Origin of the sequence: Kutzneria buriramensis (genome assembly GCF_003387475.1) — a bacterium.
GTDB classification, from domain to species: Bacteria; Actinomycetota; Actinomycetes; order Mycobacteriales; family Pseudonocardiaceae; genus Kutzneria; species Kutzneria buriramensis.
Window position 1 is genome coordinate 579932 of record NZ_QUNO01000006.1, and the last position, 24961, is coordinate 604892.

At 67.2% G+C, this 24961-nt stretch carries 21 protein-coding genes; 10 read left to right on the forward strand and 11 right to left on the reverse strand.

From position 1 onward, the window contains the following. From cas6 to BCF44_RS20815, 3 genes are all read left to right on the forward strand, one after another. On the forward strand, positions 1-693 hold the full coding sequence (gene cas6 / locus BCF44_RS20805; protein WP_170217647.1) for a CRISPR system precrRNA processing endoribonuclease RAMP protein Cas6: 693 nt from the start codon (positions 1-3) through the stop codon (positions 691-693). 77 nt (positions 694-770) lie between these two features. Further along, a complete protein-coding gene (locus BCF44_RS54770; RefSeq protein WP_147328565.1) occupies positions 771-962 on the forward strand; it encodes a hypothetical protein in 192 nt (63 codons plus the stop codon). Positions 963-3881: 2919 nt separating this feature from the next. After that, positions 3882-4784 (forward strand): LysR family transcriptional regulator, encoded by a 903-nt coding sequence (locus tag BCF44_RS20815; RefSeq protein ID WP_116175962.1) that lies wholly within the window; start codon positions 3882-3884, stop codon positions 4782-4784. Between the two features lie 224 nt (positions 4785-5008). On the opposite strand, the gene BCF44_RS20820 is transcribed toward BCF44_RS20815, so the two are convergent. After that, a complete protein-coding gene (locus BCF44_RS20820; protein ID WP_116175963.1) occupies positions 5009-5452 on the reverse strand; it encodes a GNAT family N-acetyltransferase in 444 nt (147 codons plus the stop codon). 998 nt (positions 5453-6450) lie between these two features. Between BCF44_RS20820 and BCF44_RS20825 the strand changes: the two genes are divergently transcribed. Continuing rightward, on the forward strand, positions 6451-6792 hold the full coding sequence (locus BCF44_RS20825; RefSeq protein WP_116175964.1) for a histone-like nucleoid-structuring protein Lsr2: 342 nt from the start codon (positions 6451-6453) through the stop codon (positions 6790-6792). Between the two features lie 113 nt (positions 6793-6905). Here BCF44_RS20825 and BCF44_RS20830 read toward each other — a convergent pair whose 3' ends face one another. Further along, the gene (locus tag BCF44_RS20830) at positions 6906-7145 is read right to left on the reverse strand and encodes a hypothetical protein (protein WP_116175965.1); all 240 of its coding nucleotides are present in this window, start codon (positions 7143-7145) and stop codon (positions 6906-6908) included. Positions 7146-7205: 60 nt separating this feature from the next. Between BCF44_RS20830 and BCF44_RS20835 the strand changes: the two genes are divergently transcribed. Beyond that, entirely contained in the window at positions 7206-7418 is a 213-nt protein-coding gene (locus tag BCF44_RS20835) for a hypothetical protein (protein WP_116175966.1), read from the forward strand. Positions 7419-7426: 8 nt separating this feature from the next. Here BCF44_RS20835 and BCF44_RS20840 read toward each other — a convergent pair whose 3' ends face one another. Further along, positions 7427-7708, reverse strand: coding sequence for a hypothetical protein (locus BCF44_RS20840; RefSeq protein ID WP_116175967.1), 282 nt, complete (start codon positions 7706-7708; stop codon positions 7427-7429). Positions 7709-7892: 184 nt separating this feature from the next. Here BCF44_RS20840 and BCF44_RS58560 point away from each other — a divergent pair, with 184 nt between their 5' ends. After that, complete coding sequence (locus BCF44_RS58560; protein ID WP_281283130.1) at positions 7893-8021, forward strand: hypothetical protein; 129 nt, start codon at positions 7893-7895, stop codon at positions 8019-8021. Between the two features lie 312 nt (positions 8022-8333). On the opposite strand, the gene BCF44_RS20850 is transcribed toward BCF44_RS58560, so the two are convergent. The 3 genes from BCF44_RS20850 to BCF44_RS20860 form a co-directional block, all read right to left on the reverse strand. Further along, entirely contained in the window at positions 8334-9527 is a 1194-nt protein-coding gene (locus BCF44_RS20850; protein ID WP_116175969.1) for a PIN domain-containing protein, read from the reverse strand. Positions 9528-9626: 99 nt separating this feature from the next. Beyond that, complete coding sequence (locus BCF44_RS20855) at positions 9627-10706, reverse strand: integrase (protein WP_116175970.1); 1080 nt, start codon at positions 10704-10706, stop codon at positions 9627-9629. Between the two features lie 255 nt (positions 10707-10961). Further along, positions 10962-11840, reverse strand: a complete 879-nt coding sequence (locus BCF44_RS20860; protein ID WP_116175971.1) for an SDR family oxidoreductase — start codon at positions 11838-11840, stop codon at positions 10962-10964. Positions 11841-11942: 102 nt separating this feature from the next. Between BCF44_RS20860 and BCF44_RS20865 the strand changes: the two genes are divergently transcribed. Next, on the forward strand, positions 11943-12803 hold the full coding sequence (locus BCF44_RS20865; protein WP_116176048.1) for a helix-turn-helix domain-containing protein: 861 nt from the start codon (positions 11943-11945) through the stop codon (positions 12801-12803). A gap of 1116 nt (positions 12804-13919) precedes the next feature. Here the strand turns inward: BCF44_RS20865 and BCF44_RS20875 are convergent. The 4 genes from BCF44_RS20875 to BCF44_RS20890 all read right to left on the reverse strand — a co-directional run bounded on the left by BCF44_RS20875 (position 13920) and on the right by BCF44_RS20890 (position 19642). Further along, positions 13920-14396, reverse strand: a complete 477-nt coding sequence (locus BCF44_RS20875; protein ID WP_116175972.1) for a DUF6294 family protein — start codon at positions 14394-14396, stop codon at positions 13920-13922. Positions 14397-15464: 1068 nt separating this feature from the next. Further along, on the reverse strand, positions 15465-15650 hold the full coding sequence (locus tag BCF44_RS20880; protein ID WP_170217648.1) for a Tn3 family transposase: 186 nt from the start codon (positions 15648-15650) through the stop codon (positions 15465-15467). Between the two features lie 29 nt (positions 15651-15679). After that, complete coding sequence (locus BCF44_RS20885; RefSeq protein WP_116175974.1) at positions 15680-16309, reverse strand: N-acetyltransferase; 630 nt, start codon at positions 16307-16309, stop codon at positions 15680-15682. Between the two features lie 12 nt (positions 16310-16321). Next, positions 16322-19642 (reverse strand): error-prone DNA polymerase, encoded by a 3321-nt coding sequence (locus BCF44_RS20890; protein WP_170217649.1) that lies wholly within the window; start codon positions 19640-19642, stop codon positions 16322-16324. A gap of 380 nt (positions 19643-20022) precedes the next feature. Here BCF44_RS20890 and BCF44_RS20895 point away from each other — a divergent pair, with 380 nt between their 5' ends. Further along, entirely contained in the window at positions 20023-20535 is a 513-nt protein-coding gene (locus tag BCF44_RS20895) for a PDDEXK family nuclease (RefSeq protein WP_116175976.1), read from the forward strand. 1655 nt (positions 20536-22190) lie between these two features. On the opposite strand, the gene BCF44_RS20900 is transcribed toward BCF44_RS20895, so the two are convergent. Further along, a complete protein-coding gene (locus BCF44_RS20900) occupies positions 22191-22997 on the reverse strand; it encodes a helix-turn-helix domain-containing protein (RefSeq protein WP_170217650.1) in 807 nt (268 codons plus the stop codon). 177 nt (positions 22998-23174) lie between these two features. On the opposite strand from BCF44_RS20900, the gene BCF44_RS20905 reads away from it, so the two are divergent. Next, on the forward strand, positions 23175-23801 hold the full coding sequence (locus BCF44_RS20905) for a hypothetical protein (protein WP_170217651.1): 627 nt from the start codon (positions 23175-23177) through the stop codon (positions 23799-23801). Positions 23802-24157: 356 nt separating this feature from the next. Next, positions 24158-24658 carry a non-homologous end-joining DNA ligase LigD gene (ligD, locus tag BCF44_RS20910; RefSeq protein WP_342775623.1) on the forward strand — a complete coding sequence of 167 codons (501 nt, stop codon included), beginning with the start codon at positions 24158-24160 and terminating at the stop codon, positions 24656-24658. Positions 24659-24961 lie beyond the last annotated feature (303 nt).

The following is a 24961-nucleotide window of genomic DNA, read 5'->3' on the forward strand; positions in this document are numbered from 1 at the left end:
GTGCTGCTTCCGGTACCGGCGCCGGAAGCGGTGCGCCTGGAACACCTGCATGCCGTCGTGTCGAGATGGTTCGACCGCACCACCGCCGACCATCACGGCAACGCCAAGGGCTACACCGTCTCGCCGTTGCGCGACGGCGAGCACGGCCCCGTGGTGGAGATCGGCATCATCGACGACCCCCTCACCGACAGTCTGCTCACCCGCGCCGCGCCCGGAACCCGGGTGCGGCTGGGGCGAACAGTGCTCACGCTGCCGGAGGGGCCCCGGCAACTGGCTGCCACACCATGGACTGGACTACTGCAGCGCGGCGGCCGCCACGCGTGGTGCCTGCGTTTTGACACACCGCTGACGTTCCGTAGAGGCAACAGGTTCACTCCCCTGCCCGCACCGACACCGATCTTGGGCAGCCTGCGGGCGACCTGGCGCAATTTCGCCCCAGCCAGCGTCGGCGACCTGGACCTGGACCTGTCGCGGGACCCGGTGTGGGTCACCGACATCGACGGCACCAACGAGGTGTGCAAGGTCAACGGGCTGACGGTGTCCGGGTTCGTCGGCCGGGTGCGGATCGCCTGCGACGCCGCCGATCCCATCGCCCGAAGCGTTGATCAAGCCATCGGCTTGGCTCCCTTCTCCGGCGTCGGCGCCTACACGACACGCGGGTTCGGCGTCACCCGGATCGAGTCCGGCTGGTAGACCGCCAACCAACGCAGCGTCACGACCGCAGCGGGGTGCGGCAGTCAACCCCGAGTGCCACCGTCAGGAACCACCCGTTGGACTTCCACGCCTGTTGGTTTCTATACGCCCTTGGGCGTGATCTCGGTTGCCACTTTCTTGGTGTGGTCGCGTTCGTCGAGCTGGCGGGTTTCTATACGCCCTTGGGCGTGATCTCGCTTGCCGTGGTGACGGGTACCACACAAATAAAAGGCGCGGCGACCATTGTTTCTATACGCCCTCAGGCGTGATGTCGGTTGCCACGGCGTGGCCCCGGTCTCCGGCTCGGACACCACAGCGGAGTTTCTAACGCCCTCAAGCGTGATGTCGGTTGCCACCCTGCCCGAACAGGCACGACGGGCCTCCTCGCCGCTCGCGACAAGAGGAAACCAGCGTACAGGCTGCGACACGCCATGAGTGCGCCGCCGAACCTCTCGGCGTGTCGCCCTGCACTCCAGGTTGCGAACTGGAGGCGACCGGGTTACCGCAGGTCACTGACGACATCAAAAGGACGCGGACGGCGACGGCTCGCCGTGGCGGTTGCGGCACTTTGCTGCTGCACACCAGCCCGGCAATCCCGCAGGCGTCCGCCGACAGTGCCAGCGGGAGTATCTGTCAGCCCAGGCTGACCATGTCCTGACCGGGCTCTCAACTCCGCCGCAACGAGTTTCTATACGCCCTTCGGCGTGAGGTGCTGTCACACTTCGGAGTGCCACGGATGGCACTTGCCACCTGACTGTTCTATACGCCCTTGGGCGTGATTTGGGTTGCCACCCACTGTCGCCGCTGAGCTGGCACGTGAGCTTCTTGTTTCTATACGCCCTTGGGCGTGATCACGGGTTGTCACCGTACAACAAGTACCCCGCCGCCGACGACTGGGAGTTTCTATACACCCTTGGGCGCAATCTCGGTGGCCACGGAGACGCCGTGATGCCGCACGTGGACGGCAAGACGTTTCTATGCGCCCTTGGGCGTGATTTCGGTTGCCACCCTGCTCGAACAGGCACGACTACCCTCGTCGCCGCTCATGACAAGAGAAACTAGCGTACAGGTTGCGACACGCCATGAGTGCGTTTCCGATCTCTTGGCATGTCGCCCTACGCTCTAGGTTCCGAACTGGAGGTGGCCCGGGTTACCGCAGGTCATTGACGACATCGAAAGGTCACTGACGGCCACTGCCCGCCGGGGCGGTTGCGGTACTTCACTGCTGTACATCAACCCGGCAATCCTGCTGGTTGTCCACTGGCAGTACCGGCGGGAGTATCTGCCAACCCAGGCTGACCACATCCTAACCCGGCTCCTGCGGGGTTGTTGGCCAGGACCCGAACTCAGCGTCAATCTCGCGTTGATCGGCCTACTGGTCCCACACATCAGCAACACGGTCCCCATCGATCTGGCGCTCAATCATGCCGGCCTCACGGACATCCAGCAACCAGTCACGCTCGACAGTGCTAGCCCCGCGGTGAGCGCGCCTCTTTAACCTCTGCGGGCCTTGTGGAGATCGGACTGTCGTAAAACCCGGCATGCGGAGATGCGGAGACGCCGGCAATTTTATACCCTGCCGGACTGCCGGCCGATTGCCACCCAGTCGCGACTACATACCCATGTTCTACGCCTACCGGTTTCTATGCGCCCTTGGGCGCGATTTCGGCCGCCACTGGGCTACCTTGTGCTGTCCAAAAGCATGCTGGTCATGTTTCTAGGCACCCTTGGGCGTGATTTCGACTGTCACGCTGGTGGGTGTACCGGGCCCGAGTGTCCGGGTTCTACGTGTTTCTATACGCCCTTGGGCGTGATGTCGGCTGCCACCGTGGTGATCGAGCACCTGCACCCGTCGGCCGGGTTTCAATATGCCCTTAGGCGCGATTTCGCTTGCAACATCACCAAGCGGTACCAGCAAGGCGTGGACCGGTGGTTTCTATACACCCTTGGGCGTGATCTCGGTTGCCACGGTGGCAGTCCGATCGGGATCGTTGTGCGGGTGGCTGAGTTTCTATACGCCCTTGGGCGTGATCTCGGTTGCCACAGCGCCTCATGGCGGACATGCTCGCGCTCTACCTGTTTCTATACGCCCTTGGGCGTGATCTCGGTTGCCACCCAGGACATGCGGCCTGGTCACCAGCTACATCGAGACGTTTCTATACGCCCTTGGGCGTGATTTCGGTTGCCACCCTGCTCGAACAAGCACGATGGCGTCGTCGCCACTCATGACAAAAGGAAACTTAGCGTACAGGCTGCGACACGCCATGAGTGCGCCTCCGAACCTCTCGGCGTGTCGCCCGACGCTCCAGGTTCCGAACTGGACGCGACCGGGTCACCGCAGGTCACTGACGACATCGAAAGGGTCCCTGCAGATCGGAAGCTGGCCCGCGTCCCGGTCCAGGCGGCGCGGGCCAGTCAGCTACAGCGGATGAACTGGCAAGGTGCGCTCGGTGCGCCGCCGGCCTACGAAGGTAGACCGAGTCGGCACGCGATGTATGCGTTGATCGAATCGACTCCCGCGAACTCCAGGCTGGCTTGGCAGCCCGGAACGTCCCCGTCGAGGGAAGCCTCGTGACAGCCAAGTTCTACGTACACCGTGATCGCGTACCCCCAGGATTCGAGGTAGTAGATGCAGGTGGGGTAGTCGTTTGGGCTGAGTCGGCCGGTGGTGTGCTCTACCTGGTGGGCATGAACCACCGCAGCCTGCTGGCTGGTCTGAGTAGCCGTCGCAGTAGCGGTCGCCGCTGACGCAGTTCCCGCCACCGCAACGCCGATCGAGGCCGCTACGGCTGCGGCCAAGCCCGCTCGCCGCGCCGCCACCGAAACACGAGTGCGTTTCATTCGGCTTCCTCTCAACATGATTCTCCCCTCGACTGAGCCATCTTCTCGGCATGTCCCAGGCCATGAACAGGAAGCAAGGTCCCAGCGCCCCCAGCCTGACGGCCTTATGAGCGGCTCGGACCGGCAATTTCATTGTTTGACATGACCGCCCCGTAACCGATACACCAAATATCTCTACCTCGCGAGCGAATTCTTCAAGAATTGCCAGTTGATGCAGGGTGCTGGACCCACTGCCGCCGAGTGTATGAAGTCAGGACCACGTCCTACACTCTTTCAGTCTGCGGGCGGCACACTGAGGGAACAACAGCGAGGACGGCACCGGTCGTTAAGCGGGGGGTTAACGGATCATGGAGCTGCGGGACATCGAGATCTTCCTGACACTGGCAGAAGAGCTGCACTTCGGCCGCACCGCCGAACGCCTGCACGTGTCCACCGCCCGGGTCAGCCAGAGCATCGCCAAGTGGGAGCGTCGGGTCGGGGTGCCGCTGTTCGAGCGCACCAGCCGGCGCGTCACACTCACCCCGATCGGGCGCCGGCTGCAGGAAGACATCGGACCTGGGCACCGGCAGATCCTCGCTGGCATCGAGCACGCGGTGACTGCGGGCCGCGAAGCCCGCGGCCTGCTGCGGGTCGGCTTCTTCAGCGCCACCGGCGGACAACTCGTCGTCGGGGTCGCGGACGCCTTACGCAGCCGGTACCCCGACTGCGAGGTCCAGATCCGGGAGCTACAGTTCCGCGACGGCATCAGCCCGCTGCTGCTCGTCGGCGAGCTGGACATACTGCTGTCCGTGCTGCCTGTCAGCGATCCCGGCCTCACGGCGAGCCCGGTGCTGTTCCGCGAGGGCTGCCTGCTCGCCGTCTGCGCCCGGCACCGGTTCGCGGGCCGCGACTCGATCACCCTCGCTGATGTCGCGGAAGAAACCGTGCTGCGCGCCGGGCCGCAGGTCGCGGACTACTGGGTTGAGTGGCTCGCCCCGCGGCTGCCCGCGGGCGCTCGGCCGACGCAGCGCGGTCCGGTATTCGCGACCGTCCAGGAGATGCTCGCGCTGATCGGGGCGGGTAAGGGCGTCTTCGTATTCCCCGCCCAAGCCACTGATTACTATCAGCGCCCGGACGTCGCGTTCGTACCCATCTGCGACGCCCCTGGATTCGAGTGGGTTTTCCTGTGGCGCCGCAGTAACGCCACCGCCCGGGTGCGATCCTTCGTGGAAACCGCGCGCGACATCCTCAAGACCCGTGCCATCCCTTGACGCAATGCCACTCGGCTTATCCTAAGCCTTGACCCTGAAGAGGATCGCAAGAACAGCCCGCGCGTTCTCGCGTCGTGACTCGCGGCGTGAGAATACTGCTGTTAGGGCAAGCGTTCCGGTTGTCAAGAGGGCCCCGGCACCCGCGCTACGTAGCTACCGGTCAGAACGCGACGAGCAGCGCACCGCTCGGCGCCCACCATGCCGGCGAGGACGCGTCGAGGCCGTCATGACGACGCCGGCCGCCACATCGGCCAGAAAGTCGGTCCACCACCGACCACGAACGGACCGATCTCCTCGAACCCGTGCCGGCGATACAACCTGGCGGACTCGATGCTGGACGCCTCCAAGTAGGCATCCCAGTCCGGGTAGGTCTGGAAGTGGTGACGCAGCAGGGCAGTTCCCGCGCCGCGTCCCTGCGCGCCTGGCATCGCCGCGAGGAACGCGAGGTGGTGATGGCGTTTGCCGCTCGGGTGGTGCTCGGCGAACGTCGCCTCGAGATCCTCGAAGTGTGCGGTGTACGGTCCGCACGCGTCGCGCAACTGGTCGGCGTAGTCGTCGGCGGCAGGCGGCACGGAATCGTCCACCGTCATCCACACCGCGACGGCCGCCCGGTCCTCGGTCACCTCGATCACGCCCTGCACCGCGGCGTCGGCCACATGCAGGCGCATGTACGCCGCGCTGACCGACCGCCGCCGGTCAGCGTCCGATACTTTGCCGCTGGGCACCAGCCCGACAATCCCACTCGCAGTCCGCCAGCAGCGCCAGCAGCGCCGACCACCTGGGCAAGCGGTACCTCAGAGTCCGTCAGATTCCGCACCGCGGCCAACATGTGGATGCGTCATGCGGGGCATTTCTGGGCGTTCACGACGTTGACGCGTTCCCCGGGCTGCCGTTCGCACTACGACTATCGTCGCGCGCAGGGCGACCGACACGCTGCCGCGCTTCGACATCTCTACGGCAAGCTTCTAAAATGCCTTCACCATTGCTTGATCCACAACGAACTGTACGACGAACACCGCGCTTTCCCCGAGCGCATCGAGTCTGATCCACCACGTACCTCATAGCTGGATCTGTTCAGTTCGTTGCTACACTTCGCCGTAGTGCGGCGGACGGTGGTGGCGGCCGGTAAGCCTTGGAACAGCCCGGACTTCGAGTCCTTGCGTGGGAACGAAGCCCGGCCGCCTCCACTGTGCGTCGACAGCGCATCCGTAGACCAGAAGGGCATCTGCGGCCCACGGTGATCGTCGGCGCATTTCGGCGGCCGAACCTGAAGCCTCGCAGTCGTCGCCTTCGCCCAGTTCGGAGGGCACCGCACACCCCCAAACACCTGCAACCCGACGCCGACACTCACACGCCGACCCGGGCCTTTAAGGAGCCGTGGGTCACGACGGTATTCTGACTCCAAGAACGGATACAGGACGACTGGCCGGGCGATGCAGGCGGACAGTGCTAGACCGAGCACGAGCGATTCTGGCCGGCACACGCCGGCCAGCAGCAGTCTTCGCGCCAGCTCAACTCCTGCGATCCGACTGGCAAGCATTTCTTGGAAGATCGCCATGGTGACATTCGAACCGTCGCATCATTCCAGGTATGCTGAACACTCGCCGGCAGAACTCCGCCACCAGCCGGCGACATGGGCATAGCGCGTGACTCAGGGAGACCAGGAATGGCACAGAAGACCATTGTCCAGCTGATCGACGACCTCGATGGCGGTGAGGCGAACGAGAGTGTGGCCTTCGGCCTCGACGGCGTCGAGTACACGATCGACCTGTCCGAGGAGAACGCGAAGAAGCTCCGCGAGAGCCTCGTCTCGTTCGTCGAGAAGGCGCAGCGTGTCGGTGGCCGCAAGCAGCGGGGCGGCGCCACCACCGCGGTGAAGGCCGGCGGCGACCGCGCGCAGAACCAGGCCATTCGCGAGTGGGCTCGCAGCCAGGGGGAGAAGATCTCCGACCGCGGCCGCATCCCGGCCGAGCTGGTCGCCAAGTTCCAGGCCGCCCACGGCAGCTGAACCTGGCAAGCGATCGGTGTGCGCGGGGCCGTGATTCCGGTGGAATCACGGCCCCATACGGTCCGGTGCCTTTCGGTTCCCATCAGCGAAGTTGAAGGCGACCCGCATGCACCCTAGCGCCACGGCCGAGCCACCGAGGACATCGACTTCACCAGCCGCGTGGAGAAGTAGATCAGGAGAGTAGAAGCGCGCGGTGAGTAACCGCTGGCCCACGAGCTGCGACGACCGGCCACCAGCCCGGCTGACCGGAGTTCGACGGCTGGGCCGCCGCGGTCGGCCAGCACCAGCGCGGCGAACGTCGACCGGCAGTGATTGCCCAGGCAGGCGGTCAGGATCCGGCGCGGTCGGCTCACTGCACTCCTCCCGCGGCCGTCACGTCGGCGGTTTCCGGGCTGACCTCGGGGACAACGGTCATGCCCACGTCCGGCGACGTTCCGGAGTTCGCCGTGGTGCTGGAGAACCTGTTCGTCCGGCCCGGCCCGGCGCCGTCGGACTACCTGGACCACGCCGTTGAACCGGTCGCTTGGGCCCAGCCCACGCTGCCGCCCGGCGAGCGCCGTCCACCCTCGTTGGGCGCCTACGGTCGGCAGCGCCTTCGCCACCACCGACGGTTCTCCGGACGCTGATGGGAGACTCATTTGGTGAACCAGCCCGAGCCGCCGGAGACCACCACACCGCCGCCGGAGGTCACCACATCCCGGGCGACGATCACCGCTGCCAAGATCGCTCTGATTGGCACGACCCTGGCCGCGGTGATCGGGGCGACAACCGCTATCACGGTGGCGTTGGTGCAGCGGAGCGACCCGCCCACACCCAGCCCCATCGTTCGCGCCAGTGGGACGAACGCGCTGTCCGCACCATCGACACCACTGCCGACAACGTCGTCGTTGACGCTGCCGCAGTCGGCCTCCAGCACGACGCCAGCGGTCACCTATCAGTGCGCCGGCGCGGCTCCCACCGTCGCTATCAGCTACCAGGCGCCAGCAGGAAACTTCCAATACGCCAGCAGCCTGCCGTTCACCGCGCACGACGACAGCGTCCCGGCGACCGACTCCGGGGGCTACCTGCTAAGGGCTCAACTCAGGGGCGGCGGTGGTCAGGTGACCTGCACGCTCACCGTGACCGACTCCGGCAAGGTCACCACCACCAGCGGCACGGCGCGCGGCGCCGACAATGGAGTCGACCTCCTCATCTGCGCCGATGGGGACCACTACTGGAAGATCTGCTGAGGAGGTCCGAGATCGCACCGAATCCGAAACCTAGACGCGAACAACTCGACCCGGATCCGTTCGGACCTACTTTTCGGAGGGCAGGTCAGGCACATGCTCACCCGCAAGGTTCGTCCGGAAAGGACACGAACTCGGCCGGTTCTGGCACGTCAGCGGCGGAGGCTGGCCGAGTCTTCAGTGGAGTTGGCCTGCGGTCTGGCGGCGTGTTGCCGCAGGCCGGTAGCTCCCGGTTCGCGGTCGTAAACGGCGCCACCTGGACGCGCATGATGTCGACGAAGCCGACGCGGTGGCCGCTCGACGGTCAGGATTCGTCTATGACGGGGCCTCGGTTGGCTCGGCGGAATCCAGCCAGCACTCCTCGATTGCGGTGCCGTCAGCGTTGAGGGTCAAGCGGAAGGTCAGTGTGGCGTCGTGGTGCTCCCACACGTGCATGTAGTGGTCATTCCAGTCCGCATCCCGGATATCGACCTCGGTTCGGCCATCGTCGGCGTAGACGTCGCCCTTGAAGGCGAACCCGTCCAACGTGACCTTGGCCCGAACGCTCGCCGTGAACTCGGTCCAGTCGCCGTCTTCCGGTGCGTAGGCCAGGGTCGCGTAGTCGAGCCCGATGACCACCACGTCCACCGGATCCTCTTCGAGGATCGTGAGGAACTGCCAGCCTTCCGACATGTTCAGGCCCCAGCGGCCGGGCGTTGGGGGCTCCATCTTGAGGACGATGACGTCCACACAGGCAGCGAGCGCGTCGCTAACGATGTCTTCGCCCGGTCGCTCGACCGTCGCCTGCTCGGCCGCCGGCTGTTGGTTCTGATCGGCTTCGGCGGCGACGCGACGTTCCAGGTCCTCGACGCGGGCTCCCACCTCGTTCACCGACTGGGCCACCGCCGCCACAATGGTCGGCGACACATCTGCGAGTTCGTCCAGCAACGCGGGCAGCAGGGCGGCCGGTCGGCCTGTGCAGAAGTCGCTCGTGTTGTTGGTGACGAACACGACCCCCGCGTAGCCGTCTGCGGCGATGTCGAGCAGGGAATGCCAGATCAGGACATCGCGATAGCCGTCATGCCCCACTGAATCGAACGGCTTGCGCCCTGCCAACGCCCGGGTGAGCACGACCTGATGACTCACTGTGGGAACGGGGATGAGCAGCGCCCCCAGCTCGTTGAGCCGGTCCCGCAACTCGGTCTCGTAGTCGGCGACCAAGTTCTGCACAAGCGTGGTCAGATCTTGCCTCTTGGTCGGCAACCCCAGCTTCAGAAGCTGTTCGATACGGGACAGCTTGACCTCGACAAGGTCTCGCACGAGGTCGTTTGCGTCGTGGTGGCGGCCGCGGACGACCTCCTGCACGACGACCTCCGGGACGTAGAGGTCGATGCGGCCGTGCACGACCAGGTTGCGCAATTCGTCCCACGAACGGCCCGTCAGCCGCCACTGGTGCCACATCGCGTTCGAGTCGATCACCACCGCGATGGTTCCGGCGGTCTTCGCTGGATCAACAGGAGCGGCGGCCATCGCTACAGGATAGGTGCCACGACCAGGCCGGCTCCGCCACGGTGCGAGGGACCCGGCCGGTGCGCCGCCGCCGTCATGTTGTCCATCGTGTGGCAGCTGTCAGCTTCGGGTGTCGGGCTCCAAACGCCCGTCCAGGACCCGCCGCGCGATGTCGGCGTAGCGGATCGCGGTGGTGAAGTGCAGGTTGAACATCACCGCCAGGTGCAGCGGGTCGGCGCCGGTCGCCAGCGCCTCCTGCAAGACGCGGTCCCCGCGGATCAGTTCGAGGTGGACGCCGCGCAGCAGCAGGTGCTTTTTCAGGTAGTAGTGGCTGACCGGGCCGAGGCCCAGCGCGGTCATTCGCGAAACCAGGACGTGGCGGTTAGCCGTGTGCGGCCAGGTGGCGCGGCGGTGCTCCATCCACGCGAGCAGGACGGCGTGCGCCAGCTCGCCGAGTCGCTGACGGTTGCCAGCGATGGTGATCCGCCGGTTGGCCAGGTCGACGTCGTCGAGGGTGAGTTCCCGGATGGACTTCGCGCGGGCGGCGTGCACGGCCGCGAGCGCGACGACCAGCCGTTGCGCCGGCGTCTCGGCGATCTGTTCGTCGGTCATCGGCATGGCGGTGCGCTGGACGTCCCGGCCGACGTTGAGGTGCCGGGCCGGGTCGGCGAACACAAGCCGGTGCTTGCGCGCGAACCGCATCAGCGACCGCAACGCGGTGATGGCGTTGCGCAGCTGATGGCCGCGCAACGGCGCCAGCGCGGTGTCCACGTCGGCCTTGGTGACCTCGCGCAGGCGCGTCCGGGTCGACGACCAGCCCTCGATGAGCGGGCGGACCTGTCCGAAGTAGACGTAGAGGCTGGCCTGCGACCGCGGCTGGGTGCGCTCGTCGCCGTCGAGCATCCAGAGCAGCCAGGCCCGGACGTCGTCGCGGAAGCCCGGCGGCAGCGTGCCGGACTTGGTGTCGATCCAGGTCCGGATCGCGCGGGGCCGGTCGTCGTCGAGCAGGTCGAGGTCGGTGAGGACGTCGACGACGCGCGGCGCGGACATGCGCGGCGCCCAGCAGCGGGCGATTTCGCTGTAGGGCACCCGCTCGCCGGCGGGCCGGTTGGCGAACAGCAGGACCAGGGCCGTGCTGGTGGACTTGAGCGTGTCGACGGGCCAGCCGCGCTCCTCGCTCAACCGGGCGGCGCGCTGCATCGCGCCGGCGACCCGGCCGTCGAGGACGGCCGGCCGCCCCGGAAACCGGTGCCCGCCGGGTTCTGCGATCCGCCGCTGACCACCCTCGCCCTGCCACTTCGCGCGATGGCCACTGGGGCCGTCCTGGAGTTACACCAGCATCGACCACACCTCGGTCGCGTCCGATCCCTCCCAGCGCAGCTCGTGGTCCGGGAGGCGACGCGCTCTCGGCTGGGAGGCTGGGTCGGGATGGCCTCCCGGCCGAGGGGGGATCTGTCAGTGGGAGTCGGCCCAGGGGATGTCTGAGCCGTGGGCGGCGGCGTCGGAGTGGTCGGTGGTCGCGGCGTTGTCCTTCTGCGGCCGCACGTCGGCCAGTCGGCTTTCCAGGGCCGAGGTGATCGCGGTCCACGAGTCGGTGCCCAGGACCAGGCGGAGCGGGGCGGGTTCCTGGTCGACGCTGGCGATCATGGTGGCGGCCATCCGCTCGGGATCGCCGAACACGATCGAGTTGGGCACACCCTCGCGGAACGCGCGAACCTGGGCGGCGGGGGTGCCGTCGTAGGCGTTGAGCGGGGTGCCGAAGCGCAGCCCGCCCTGGCCGAACTTCGTGCGCGCGCCGCCGGGCTCGACGATGGTGACGCCGATGCCGAACGGCGCGACCTCGGTGGCCAGCGCCTCGACAAAGCCCTCCATGCCCCATTTCGTGGCGTGGTAAAGGGATCCGCCCGGGTGCGCGGTCTGACCGCCCACAGAGGACAGTTGCAGGATGCGGCCGCCGCCGGCCGCGCGCAGATGCGGCAGGACCGCCCGGATCAGCTGGATCGAGCCGAGCAGATTGGTGTCGATCTGGTGGCGCACCTGCTCGTCGGAGGCTTCCTCAGCCGCGCCGAACAGGCCGTAGCCGGCGTTGCTCACCACCACCTCGGGCCGCCCGAACTCGGCCACGATGGAGTCGACCACCTCGCGGATGCGGGCGGTGTCGGTCAGGTCGAGCAATGCCGAACGGAACGTGTCACCGTAGTGCTCGGCCAGGTCGGCGACGACGTCGAGCCGGCGGACGGTGCCGGCGACGCGGTCGCCTCGGACCAGCAGTTGCTCGGCGAGTTGACGGCCGAAGCCGCTGCTCACACCGGTGATGAGCCAGGTTCGTGTCATGCCGCCAGCCTGTCCCGATCGGACGCCGGCAACCAGCGCCCCGCTGAGAGGGGTGCCGGCAGGGCCACCCTCGTGATCGCCAGAACGCCTATGGTCGGGAGCATGGCGGGGAACCTGATCGGCGACTATCTCCGCGCGCGCCGCGAGCAGGTGCGACCGGAGGAAGTGGGCATCACCGCGGCCAGCCACCGGCGGGTGCCCGGCCTGCGTCGCGACGAACTGGCCATGCTGGCCGGCATCAGCACCGAGTACTACACCCGGCTGGAGCAGGGCCGCGACCGGCATCCCTCGGCCCAGGTGCTGGACGCTATCGCCCGCGCGCTGGGCCTGAACGCCGAGGCCGTCGCGCACCTGCACGACCTCGCCAACCCCGCGCCCCGCCGCCGACGCACCCCGCGTCGCGCCGAGCACGTCCGGCCCAGCGTGGCCCGGCTGGTCGACTCCTGGCAGCACACGCCCGCCTACGTCCAGGGCCGCTACCACGATGTGCTCGCCGCGAACCGGCTGGCCATGGCGTTATCCCCGATCTACACGCCGGGCACCAACCTGCTGCGGGCCGTGCTGCTCGACCCGTCGGCCCAGGCGCTGCTCGACGAGGCGGAGGCCAACATCGGCGCAATGATCGCGCTGCTGCGGGCCTCGGCCGGCGCGGATGTGGACGACCCTCGGCTGACCGAATTGGTCGGCGAACTGTCGGTGAAAAGCGACGTATTCCGCCGGCTGTGGGCGCGGCACGAGGTACGCCGCCATCCCGGCAGCGGCACCCACCACATCCAACACCCGCAGGTCGGCGCGCTGGAACTGCGGTACGACAAGTTCGCAATCGCCGACACCCAGGACCAGATGCTGGTGGTCTACCAGGCCGAACCCCATTCCCCGTCGGCCGAACGGCTGTCCCTGCTGACTGCCCTGGCCACCGATCTCAACGAGAACGAGCCGCAGGACGTCAACCGGCCCACGTAGTGCTCGCGCGGGCAGGGCGCTCGATCAGGGAACTGGCCCCGGGTGCGGGTTTCCCGCAGCGGCACAGCGCGTGCCTGAGCGTCGCGAGCCGAGCAGACCTATTTGCGCGGGCCCTTAGTGAACATCCGCTCTTGCCGCGGACCGGAAGTTGAACGCGGGAGCGCTGAGCGCTCACGAAAATGTGACAACTTCGGTGAGAATCCGGCGCGTTCGGCCTCGGTCAACTTGTCACGCCGCTGGTGAGAGCTGGTCTGTGCCGACATGATCGTTGAGACGGTCCTCCGTCGGGCACCGGACCTTGGTGGTAGCTCGCGTCCTTGTCGACAACTTCGTCTCAGCAAAGTTGTCATCACGCAAGCCAGAGGTGCGGTGCGATGACAAGATCGATGAGGACGGACACCGGAAGAACCGCCGCGGTCGCGCCCCTGGCCGACCTTTGTGGGGGTTCCAGAAGTCGGTCCACACGTCCGACCTGCGGCAACGGGCACGTGACGGGCATGGCATGATCGCCAGCCATGGCGTCTCCGGCAGGTCCGACCCGTCGATTCGCCACGAGACAGCCGTCACCTGCTCGCCGGCTGCCGCGAGCGTCGCCACCAGGGGCCGCCCGACATTCCCCGCCGCCCCGGTCACGGCCACACTGGACGGCATCGACACGCGCACTACGTGACAGTCCAGCGCGTGATTGCCGCACCGCATAGAAACACTAGGGACCCTCGACAATTCCTGTCGAGGGTCCCTGTCGTCCGAGGGTACCCGGTCTGACACCGCCGCAGTGCCGTCTATCAGAGTCACCACGTGCTATTAGAGTCACGACATGTTGACGATTAGCGCACCCTCAGTCCAGCCTCTCCTTCTGAAGCCTTCCCGGGATCGCAAAGCGCTGGCTACCACAACCAGCTTTGTGGTGCTACACGAAAAGCAGTCGTACCTGACACGAACTGACACGTTGCCGGCAGGTGAGATGCCGATACCAACGAACTACTGTCAGACCGCGGCGTTGCGCCCGACACCGTTGTTATTCATCATCTTGGAACACCGCCAGGAACCCCTGGTTTCCCTGAGTGACATGACCTCAGGGTCGGACCCCAGCTTCTTACCGATGGCTACGACCGATCAGCAGCTGTAGTGCTGCATGGTCTTGAAAATGTCGATGCTGTTGAAGTCCGCCGGGTTAAAAAGGAAGTGAGCACCCCAGTGGTAGCGTGGCGGCGGGTTGCCGCTGTTCATGCGCGGGCTATCGAACGTGCCCACACCGAACAGGTGGAACCCAGCCGTGGTGTAGAAATCGAAGCTGGAGTGCCAGATGTCACCGAAAACCGTGTGGTAGGTGAGCGTGTCTGCGCTCCAGTCCCCCGTTCCGTCGGAGCGGATGACTATGGTTCCGTTGTCCTGCTGGCAGTCACCCACGTGCAACTCGTCCCAAACCGCCGACTTCTCGTCGAGCGTGCTCGTGACGCGCGCAGGGCTGGCGGGGCTGGGGTGTGCCCCGGTCGGAACGGTGGCCTGCGCGGCCGGAATACTGGCCAGCAGCGCCGCGCCGGCAGCAGTGATGGCGAGAATCGCGTTAAGCCCCCAGAAATTACCCTTCATGAATTCCTCCCCAGATACTAGTGGAAATGTAAGGTTGCACCCGGTTGCTCGGTGGAGAAACTTAGTTTCTCCTTAGCGAACGGTCACATGAGTTAATCGGGTGGGCTTGCTGGGCAGAGAACCGCTCATGACAGTGAAACGCTAGCAATGGTTATTTAGGACGCCCATCCTGCTTCATGCAGCCGCGGGTCAAGGCCGATTTAACATGATCATCTGAGGTTCCGACCCAGCGTTAAGCCTTCAGCGCATCCGACTCCTTCGTCAATCGGCCATACCAGCTTTACGGGCATAGGGAAGAGTCGATCGTCACCATATGCCTAGACTTAAACACCACTTAACCTAAGTTAATCTCGAAGGTTCCGCTCCACAACCTCACCCGTTGACCATGGCGATTGAGTCAATCCCGCGACCGGGCGCTCCTGCGGGCCGCTTGCAGTCAGCCGCGGACAATCGCAGGTCGCAAGCTTGATCAGTTTTAGCTAAGCGACTTCTAGCTAAGTGACATTACACCGATGCGGGGTGGGCCTTGTTATAGACGTTTGCACATCTTCTTCCTCCTCTGCCTGGCTAGAAGTATGGGTACCGCCAAGGCGTGCACATACTTCCTGTCGACACATTCAACCTGCGCCCCCCATCCTGTCGGCGCAAGGGGCCAATTTTCTGACGCCTTATGCCAACAGGGAGTGCCGGTTGAGTGTCACAGCAAATACGCGGGTGGCAATTATTGGTCGTTGTCACACTCCTGTCAGTCGGTCGTCTCGGCATAGCAGGCCGTCAGAGCACGCAAGAAATGCACCTGACAATTGCAACAGACACCGCCCAGTGCGCAACGGAGTTTTGGCACGAAACAATAAGAACTTGGCATGAAATTGGTTAAGTTCCAATTTTAATCCCCAAGTGGCGGGTTTATGAATCATGTTGCCCATTCGTCGCTAGACGAAACAGCTACAGGGCAAGCAGTCCAAGCTGACCACCCGCCAGCAGGCCCACCTGGTCGAGCTGCATAGCGCCGGCGCACACACCGTGGTCGAGCTGGCCGACCCTGCCCCCGGGCCGAAATGCCCCAGGTCAGGCGGCGTCGAGGAGGTGGGCGTTCATGTCCAGGTTGAACCGTCTGTAGAGGTTCACGTGGGACCAGAACAAGGCCGACAGGGCGTGCCGGTCGGGTTCGGTGAGCCGCCTCGACCAGGCCGGGTCGGCCAGTACCCGCTGCAGCAGGATGGTGTTCAGATAGGTCAGGGGGCCAGCGTGCATCACAGCAGGTGTTCTCCGAGTCGTGACCATCAGTTACATTCTGGCGACTCATGTGCCCGGTGCGGGCACACCGCGCCAGCGCGAGGAACCTCGATCCGCGTGCGGAAGGCGCGACCCGTCGTGCTGGCCGGCACGGGCGCGGTCCAGGTGTAGGCGGGTGCGCGCGCGAGTGCGGCGGTGACCAGAGTGCGGCCGTAGCCGAGCCGGCGGCGCTCGGGTACGACGTGGACGTCGTCGAGGCTGCCGGTACGGCACGACAAGCAGCAGGTCAGGGTTGCGGCGCCCACGGTCACTGCGTCGAGTCGGAGTTCGATGTGTCCGGTCATCGCCCCGACGGCGGGTGGGAGTGCGACGAGCACCAGGCCACCGGTCGGGGCCGTATCGGCGGGGTGCTGGCGGGTGATGTCCAGGTGTGCCCATTCGGCGCGGCGGCGGGCGTTCGGCGAGCAGGTTTCCAGGGTGCGGCAGGTCTCGCAGAGGGTGGCGTGTAGCCGGTAGCGGTGGTTGTAGGTGGCGGTCATCCCGCCGAGTTCGAGACGGTGGCCGCGCAGGCACACCACAGGCTTCCCGGTGCTGGCCGGGCGGATGGGGATGAGATCGCCGTATTCGCCGCGGGCACCCGAGGGTGGTCCGCCGACGATGCTGGTGGGGTCGGTCATCGCGCGCCCCTGCTAGCGGAAATCGCGGGAGGGACCGGTGGCCATGGTCAGGTCGAGCCGTTCCAGGTGGTCCGCGACCAGTGTCGCGACGCCCTCGGCGGCCTGCACCTGACCGCGGATGAGCAGGGCGGCGCTGCTGCGGGCGAGGATGCGCTGGCGGGTCCACAGCCCGGGCGAGACGAGCACGTTGGCCATCCCGGTCTCGTCCTCGACGTTGAGGAACGTGATGCCGCCGGCGGTGGCGGGGCGCTGGCGATGGGTGACCGCGCCGCCGACCCAGACCCGGGTGCCGTCCTCGGCGTGGGCGAGGTCGGCGGCGGTGATGGCGCCGCGGCGGGTCAGCAGGTCGCGCAGGTACTGCACCGGGTGGCTGCCCGGCGAGATGCTGGTCGCCCACAGGTCGGCGGCGGTGATCTCGTGCCGGGTCATGCCGGGCAGCGCGGGGGCGTCGAGCCCGGGCGCGAGCCCGGGCAGATGCCCGGCCCGGGTGGTCGCCGCGGCGCCGGCCGCCCACAACGCTTGGCGGCGGTCGGTCCCGAAGCATGCGAACGCCCCGGCGGTGGCCAGCGCCTCGATGGCGGCCTTGGTCAGCTGCACCCGGTCGGTGAGGTCGCCGATCCCGGCGAACGCGCCGCGGGTGTCGCGGTCGGCGACGATCGCGTCGGCGGCGTCGACGCCGAGGTGGCGCACACCCGCCAGGCCGAGCCGGATCGTCTGGCCGCCGGTGCTGTCCGGATCGGGTTGCAGGGTGGCGTGGGTGAGGCTGGCGTTGATGTCGGGCTCGCGGACACGCACACCGTGCCGGCGGGCGTCGGCGACCAGCGACTGCGGGCTGTAGAACCCCATCGGTTGGGCGCGCAACAGCCCAGCGCAGAACGCGGCCGGGTAGTACCGCTTGAACCACGCCGAGGCGTAGACGAGCAACGCGAAACTCATCGAGTGCGCCTCCGGGAAGCCGTAGCCGGAGAACGCGTGGATCTGCTCGAAAATCCGGGCCGCCAACTGCTCATCCAGACCGTTGGCGGCGCAGCCGTCGAAGAACCGTGCCCGCAGGGCACGCATTTTCGTGCTGGAGCGTTTGGCCCCCATGGCACGGCGGAGCTGGTCGGCCTCGGCCGGGGTGAAGGAGGCGACGGCGACGGCCATCTGCATCACCTGCTCCTGGAACAACGGCACGCCGAGCGTGCGGTCCAAACTGGACGCCAGCAGCGGATGCGCGTGCTCCCACTGCTCCTCGCCACGACGACGGCGAATGAACGGGTGCACCGAGCCACCCTGGATCGGGCCCGGACGGATCAGCGCGACCTCCACGACCAGGTCGTAGAACTTCCGCGGCCGCAACCGCGGCAATGTCGCCAACTGCGCCCGGGACTCGACCTGGAACACCCCGACCGCGTCCGCGGCGCACAGCATCTCGTAGACCTTCGGATCACCCAGATCGAGCGTCCCGATGTCCACAGTGGTCTGATGGTGCTCGCCGACGAGGTCGATCATGTAGTGCAACGCCGAGAGCATGCCCAGACCGAGCAGATCGAACTTGACCAATCCGATGCTGGCACAGTCGTCCTTGTCCCACTGCAGCACGCTGCGGTCCTGCATGCGGCCCCACTCGACCGGGACGATCTCGGAGACGGGCTGGTGGGAGATGACCATGCCACCGGAGTGGATGCCCAGGTGGCGGGGGAACCCCTCGATCCGCGCGGCCAGGTCGAGGACGTCGGTAGGGATGCCGTGCTCGGGTTGGGCGGCGGTGGCGACGACGCCGCCCCACCGGTCGACGGTCTTGCTGTAGGCGTCCTGCTGACCGGGGCTGTGGCCCAGCGCTTTGGCGGCGTCGCGGATGGCGGAGGGCGCGCGGTAGGTGATGACGTTGGCGACCTGCGCCGCGTGCAGCCGTCCATGTTGTTGGTAGACGTATTGAATGGCTTCTTCGCGGCGGTCGGCCTCGATGTCGACGTCGATGTCCGGCGGCCCGTCCCGCTCCGGCGCCAAAAACCGCTCGAACAACAAACCCCACCGGACCGGATCGGCGTGGCAGATGCCCAGGGCGTAACAGACCGCGCTGTTGGCGGCCGAGCCGCGGCCCTGACAGAGGATGTTGGACTCGCGGCAGAACCGCACGATGTCCCACACCACCAGGAAATAGCCCGGGAAGCCCAGCTTCTCGATGATGTCGAGTTCGTGGTCGAGCTGGGCGTAGGCCGTCGGATTGTCCTCGCGACGGCCGTAGCGGGTGGCGGCGCCACGCCAGGTCAGGTCCCGCAGATACGCCATCTCGTCACGCCCGTCGGGCACCGGGAACGGCGGCAGGTCCGGCGCGATCAAGGTCAGATCGAACGCGACCTCCCGGCCCAACAGCGCGGCGCGCCCGACCGCGCCGGGGTAGCGGCGCTCGAACCGCGCGTGTTGTTCCGCGCCGGAACGCAGGAACGCCTGCCCGCCCGGCGGTCGCCAGCCCTCGAGGTCCTCCGCGGCGCGGCGGGCGCGGACCGCGGCGAGCATGTCGGCGACGACCGCGTCGCGTGGGCGGGCGTAGTGGGCGTTGTTCGACATCACCGTCGGCAGCCCGAGCTCGTTTGCCAGCGCGGTCAGGTGATCGTTGTGGGTGGAGTCCAGGGGCATCCGGTGGTCGTAGAGCTCGACCGCGACGTGGTCGCGGCCGAACCGGTCGACCAACGCCCGCAACTCCCCCAAGGCGGCGCCCGGGCCGCCCTGGGCCAAGGCCTGCCGGACGGCACCTTTGCGGCATCCGCTCAGCACGAGCACGTGTCCTGTCAGTTCGTCGACCAGCTCGGCGTCGTCGTAGACGGGGCGGCCCTTCTCGCCGCCGGCGAGCTGGGCGTGGGAGATGACCCGGCACAGCCGGTGGTAGCCCTGCTGGCCGCGGGCGATCACCAGCAGGTGTGTCCCGGCCGGATCGGGCTGTCCGGCCTGCGGGCCGGGCAGCCCGAGGGAGAGCTCAGCGCCGAACCCGACCCGGACCCCGAGTTCGCGGGCGGCCTCGTGGAACCGCACCGCCCCGTACATCCCGTCGTGGTCGGTCAGCACGATCGCGTCCAGCTGAAGTCGAGCGGCCTGCTCCACCAGGGTCTCGGGATGGGACGCGCCGTCGAGGAAGCTGAAGTTCGAGTGGACATGCAGCTCCGCGTACGGCACCCGCGCCCCACCGTCGTCACCGGGGCGGCCGATGTCATGCAGATCCCGTGGTGCGTGGTAGCCCTCGCGTTTACGGCTCCAGGCCGGGGAGTCGTTGCCATCGCCGAGCACCGGCGGGCGGCCGGAGGCGACCCGCTCCACCTCCGACCACGGCACGTTGGGGTTGTTGAACGCCACACCAGCTCCACACCACATCACGCGCGCTGTGGGGAAGCCAGCGACTCACATTCGAACACCAGTACGATCAGCACTGCTGATCCTGGAGCACGAAATGACTCCTGTCAACCCGACTCGGCACCGTAACCGCTGGTCAGGCAGCTACCCACTATGGCGCCCGGTTACTGGCGTGTAGGGATCCAGTCACGGCTGCCGGCACAACTCCCCCAACACGTCCACATAGGAGTGTCAGGGGTCGCCGCTACCGTGAGCGCATGACCGAGCAGCCGGGCGAACAACGCGAAGGCGGCTGGCGCCCTGATCCCATGGCCGCGCCAGTGAGCAGCCTCCGGAGCTGGATCGTCGGAGATCCGAGGGTGTGGTGGCCGAGGGAGTCCGACGTGACCCGCTGGCTGGCCGACCACCTCGACTGCCTCGCTCCGCACCTGGGCGTGCGACACCTGGAGGTCATCGGCCGGGAAGTGGTGATCGGTGAACGCTGGTCGACGCCTGGACGGTATGGCATCGAGCAGACGGCCGGCGGCCTTCGCCTGGATCTCGCCGCCCGCGACGAGCACGGCCGACTCGTCATCGTCGAAGTCCAATTCGGGCCGGCCGACCACAAGCACGTCGGCCAGCTGATCACGTACGCGAACACCGCCGACGCCGCGCTCGCGGTGTGGGTCGTCGCCGACTCCGATCCGGTCTTTTCCGGTGATCACCTGGCCATGTTGGCGCGCGTCAATGCTGCCTTTGCCGGCCGGCCGGAGTTCCGCGTTGTGGGGCTCACCCTGGAATCGCAGGGGACCCTCGTTCCCGGCGCCGAAGTGCCATGGGTGCCGACGCTGCGCGGCGTCGATCCCGCCACGCAGCGGTACACCGACTGTTCCACCGCCGGCCCGGTATTGCTGTGACGCCACCCGGCGGCCAGCAGCGCCGTCCGGGAATCAGTGCCTGGAGTCGTAGACGGGGAGCTGTTCGGGATCCCCGTAGTAGGCATTAGCGCGGTCGAAAGCCGCTGCCACCGGCTGCTTCGTCCGGACGTGCAGTGCCGACGCAGCGAGGCCGACCTGCTGCTGCGCCAGTTCCTCGCCGAGGACCTCGACTTCGACTGGCGTGCCGCCTGCGGGCCGCGGCCGAGCGGGAGGGCAGCTTCTACTGGGATCCGTCGCTCGACGTCCTGGCCCGCCACGGTTGGGACAACCAGCAGCCGTTGGCCGAGTTGGTCGCCGCCACCGGCGCCTCCGAACTCGAGGTTGCCCGCCAGTGCCTGCACCTGGGTCTGGCCCCGACCGTGATCACCGTGGCGCAGCGGTTGGGGTGCGCACCTGATGGCAAGCTCATTGCCTGCGACCTCAGTGAACGCGTCGTGGACCTACGTTCAGCGCTTGGCACAGCGTGTGGCGGCAGTCGATGTTCGTCGATGTTCACCGAAGCCCAAACTGAACACTACCGAACGCCTTAGGTGCGGGACTGCGCTGTCCGAAGGAGTGTGAGCCATTCCTTAAGCTCAGGTTCCTGGACTGCCAGTGCTCTACCAATCGCCATCACTGTCCCACCGCTCGGCGCCGGGGCACCCTGGCGGAACGCCTGGGAGACGGTGGTTCTCCCGAGGCGGGCCCGTGCGGTAGTTTGGGTCAGAGCCAGACCGTGGCGCAGTCGTGCTTCCTCCATCCGATCGCGGAGTTCAACCAATGCCCGCTCGGCCCCCTCGTTCTTAGGCTTCTCCTGCTGCGGCTGAGGCGTTGGGCTGACCGTTGGAGTTGGCTGTGACGGGTGAGCGGCTGCCGCGTTAGCTTGCAACTCGTCTTCGATCGCGTCGCGGAGCCTGAGCCACTCCAGCCGACCAGCTTCTCCCCGAGGATCCCACGCCGCTGCCAACGCGGAGATGGTGTCCGTCGATGGCAACCGGGTCCCATTGAGCGCGGCATAGATGGCGGTCTTGCTGGTCCGCCACAGGCTCCCGCCTGCGATCTGATCGATACTGATGGCCCTCAGCTCCGCGGTCGAAGCCGCACGCGCGATTGCTTCCCTCTGCAGTGCTCGTAGCCCCATCGCCAGGCGCGCCGCCGGGGTGGTCATGTCGATGGGGCGCCTTCTGTTAGGCATCGCTTCCTCTCGCAAACTCCCGTGAACTCCCAAACGGTCCTGATCGGTCCCAAGTGGTCCCGGGCTCCAAGCATGCCCCTGTCCCCGTGGTGACATGAATGGGGCCCGCCGGTGGGCGTCCAACCGAACCGACGGGCCGTTCGGATCAACCTGCGAAAGGAGGACCCTCATGAGTGACGGTACGCGTCGCTGCCGCCTGAGTGGCGAAGAGCCCAGGAGCTTCAGGCTGATCTGCTCAGTAGTGAGCGGGATGCTCGCTGGCGCGACTCGGGCCGTGGCGGAGTGGATGCTGAGCACGCTCGGCCACTAGCGATCTTGTGGGTCCCGACACCGGGCGGGACCCACAAGATCGCCCTTGCCGTCTTCCCCCTACCGAGCGGCTCTCGCCAGCTCATCGCCTGCCAAACGCCGAATAGCGCCAGGGGCCCACCCGATCTGACCGCACTGAGGTGGCCGGGACTCAGCGGGCGGAGTCGCAGACAGGGAGCTGCTCGTCAACCACGACGCCGGTGTTGACCGAGCCGCTAGTCGTGCCGTTGTTGTAGAAGGCATCGGAGGTGGCGTAGAAGCGGCCGTTCCAGGGTGGCGAGGCGAGGCGATACCACCACGGGTCACCGTCTTGCACGACGTAGCCGCGCACCCGGCATAGCACCTGAACCGACTGCCGCGGGCCCAGGGGCGTGCCCGCGCCGGTGAGCTGGACCGGATCGGCCCAGGTGTGCGCCGGCGTGCCGGTGGTCTCGGTCCAGGTCGTCGCGGGCACTGCGGGTCCGCCGCTCGGCAGTAGCACGGAGAAAGCCACGACGACGGCGATCGCCACGCCCGCCGCGGCGGCGGCCAGCCATCGCCAGCGCCGCCGCAGCCACGTCCGCTGCGGTTGCGCCGACGCGAACTCGACCTGATCGTTCCCGATCTCTGCAGCGTCGATCGGCGTAGCGGTGTGCTGGTCGCTTCCGGGCACGTCCTCACCCGAGGGCGGCCCGCCGGCGGGCCCGGACTCACGTGTCGAGTCCACGAGGACGGACATGATGGCTGGGTCGGCACCCATGTCGATGTAGGTCTGCACCTGTTCCAGCGTCGGCCGGCGCCGTCCCTTCTCCCATGCCGACACCGCCGCCCGCCCGGTCGAGACCTTCCTCCCGCCGGGCGTGTAGGTCATGCCCAGGCGCTCGGCCATCTTCGTCTGGCTGAGCCCCGCCGCGACGCGCACCCGCCGAAGCTCCGCGGCGAACTGCTGCCAGGTGTTGCCGTCTTCTCGATCATGCACGTCCCGGATTGTTCCGAGCAGGCCAAACGCGGACCAGAGGGTGTCATCCGACAAGACGCAACACCGGCAACAGCGCGGCAACACGCCGATTGTTGCGACGGTGAGGACCTTCTCGGGGCCGGAGTTGCCCCAGCGACGAGGAAGGCAAATCGCATGCTGCAGTCGATATGCACACCCTTGAGCGGGCGTTTGGTCCGCCCGCTGCTCGCCGTCGTGGTTGCCGTTGCCGGAACCGTCGGCATCGGGATGGTCGCGGCGCCAGCCGCCAGCGCTGATCCCGTGGCGACCGTGCTGGTGAGCCAACCGCTCCAGTCGTGGGCGCCGCGGACAGCGGGCCGCGTACCGGGCGGCGCGATCGGACACAACAGCACCATCACCATCTCCTGCTACCTGACCGGCGATGCGGTGACGGGCCCCTACGGGACGGAGAACATCTGGGACCTGGTCTCAGGCGGCCAGGGGACCCAGCCCGGCGTCTTCGTGCCGGACGCGCAGCTCTACACCGGCTCCAACTCCGCCGTCGTGCCCCGCTGCTCGGCGGGCACGGGAACGATCATCGGCGGATCCGGCGGCTACGTCGCCGCCTACTCCGGCCCGGGCACCAACTACGACGAAGTCGTGCTGGTGTCCACCGGCTTCCCGGTCGCGTTTTGGTGCTACGCCAGCGGAACGCCGGTGACGGGCCCTTACGGCACGGAGAACACGTGGGACCTGCTGACCGTCACTGAACCTGGCTCGCAGGTCTGGGTACCGGACGCGGACGTCTACACCGGGTCCAACTCGCCCGTCGTGGGTCACTGCTAGGCGCCTAGGCTGCCAGCGGATCGGATCTGGGACACCCGGCCTGGCCTGCGGCGTCTTCGCGATGCCGCAGGCCAGGCCGCGAGGCGGTACCAGGGGGTCACCGTCCTGCACGACGTAGCCACGCACTCGGCAGAGCACCTGAACCGACTGCCGCGGGCCCAGCGGCGCGCCCACGCTGGTGAGCTACACCAACACCGATCAGTCCCGGTGCAGGCGGGCCGGAATCGGCTAACGGGCCTTGCAGCGAACGGCATTGACTACCGAGCGGATAACCACCTCCTCCCGGTAGACACGCACATGGGCGAGCCCGCCGGAGGCCGCTGCGAACGGCTCGAGTTGAAGAACGGTGGCGTCGCCTGGAGGAGCGAACTCAGCGGAGCAACCTCGCGGCCCTGGAACTGCATGTCCCGCAGTGGCGGGTGGTTCCCGGGCCGTCGCGCGGCCTGCCCGACCGGCTGGTGTTCGACCTGGACCTCGGGCCGGGCACGACTGTCGTGGCGTGCTGCCGGGTAGCCGAACGCCTCCGGGAGATTCTGCTGGCTGACGGCCTCATGCCGATGGCGACAACCAGCGGCTCCAAGGGCCTGCAGGTGTACTGCTCGATCGACACCGCGGATCCACTGGCACCGTCGGCCTACGCCAAGTCACTAGCGCAGCAGCTGGCCCGGCAGACGCCGGGCAACGTGACCGCGACCATGGCGAAAGCGGCCGGGGAGGGCCGGGTGTTCATCGCTTGGAGCCAGAACAACCCGGCCAAGACCACGATCAGTCCCTACTCGCTGCGCGGCCGGGAGCACCCGACGGTGGCCACGCCGGTCACCTGGGACGAGGTGTCGGCCTGCCGCCGCCCTGCTTAGCTGGTGTTCACCACCGCCGATGTCCTCGACCGGCTCGGCACGCTCGGGGACCTGTTCGCGGACCTGCTGCGGGCCGGCTCGCCACTGCCGCCGCGGTGACCGCCCGGCCGCGCAGTCGCCGGAAGCCCCACCAGCCGGCCCCCTCCCAGTTCTTGCGCATCTAGGTCGAGCTCACGCGACGCCGGCGTCGATGAGCTGCTGCCAGATCACGCCCTGGTCGGCCGTCTCGACGCCGAGCTTGTCCGCCTTGGCCAGCTTGCTCGCCCCCACCTCCGCCCCGGTGATCAGCAGGTCGGTGTTGGC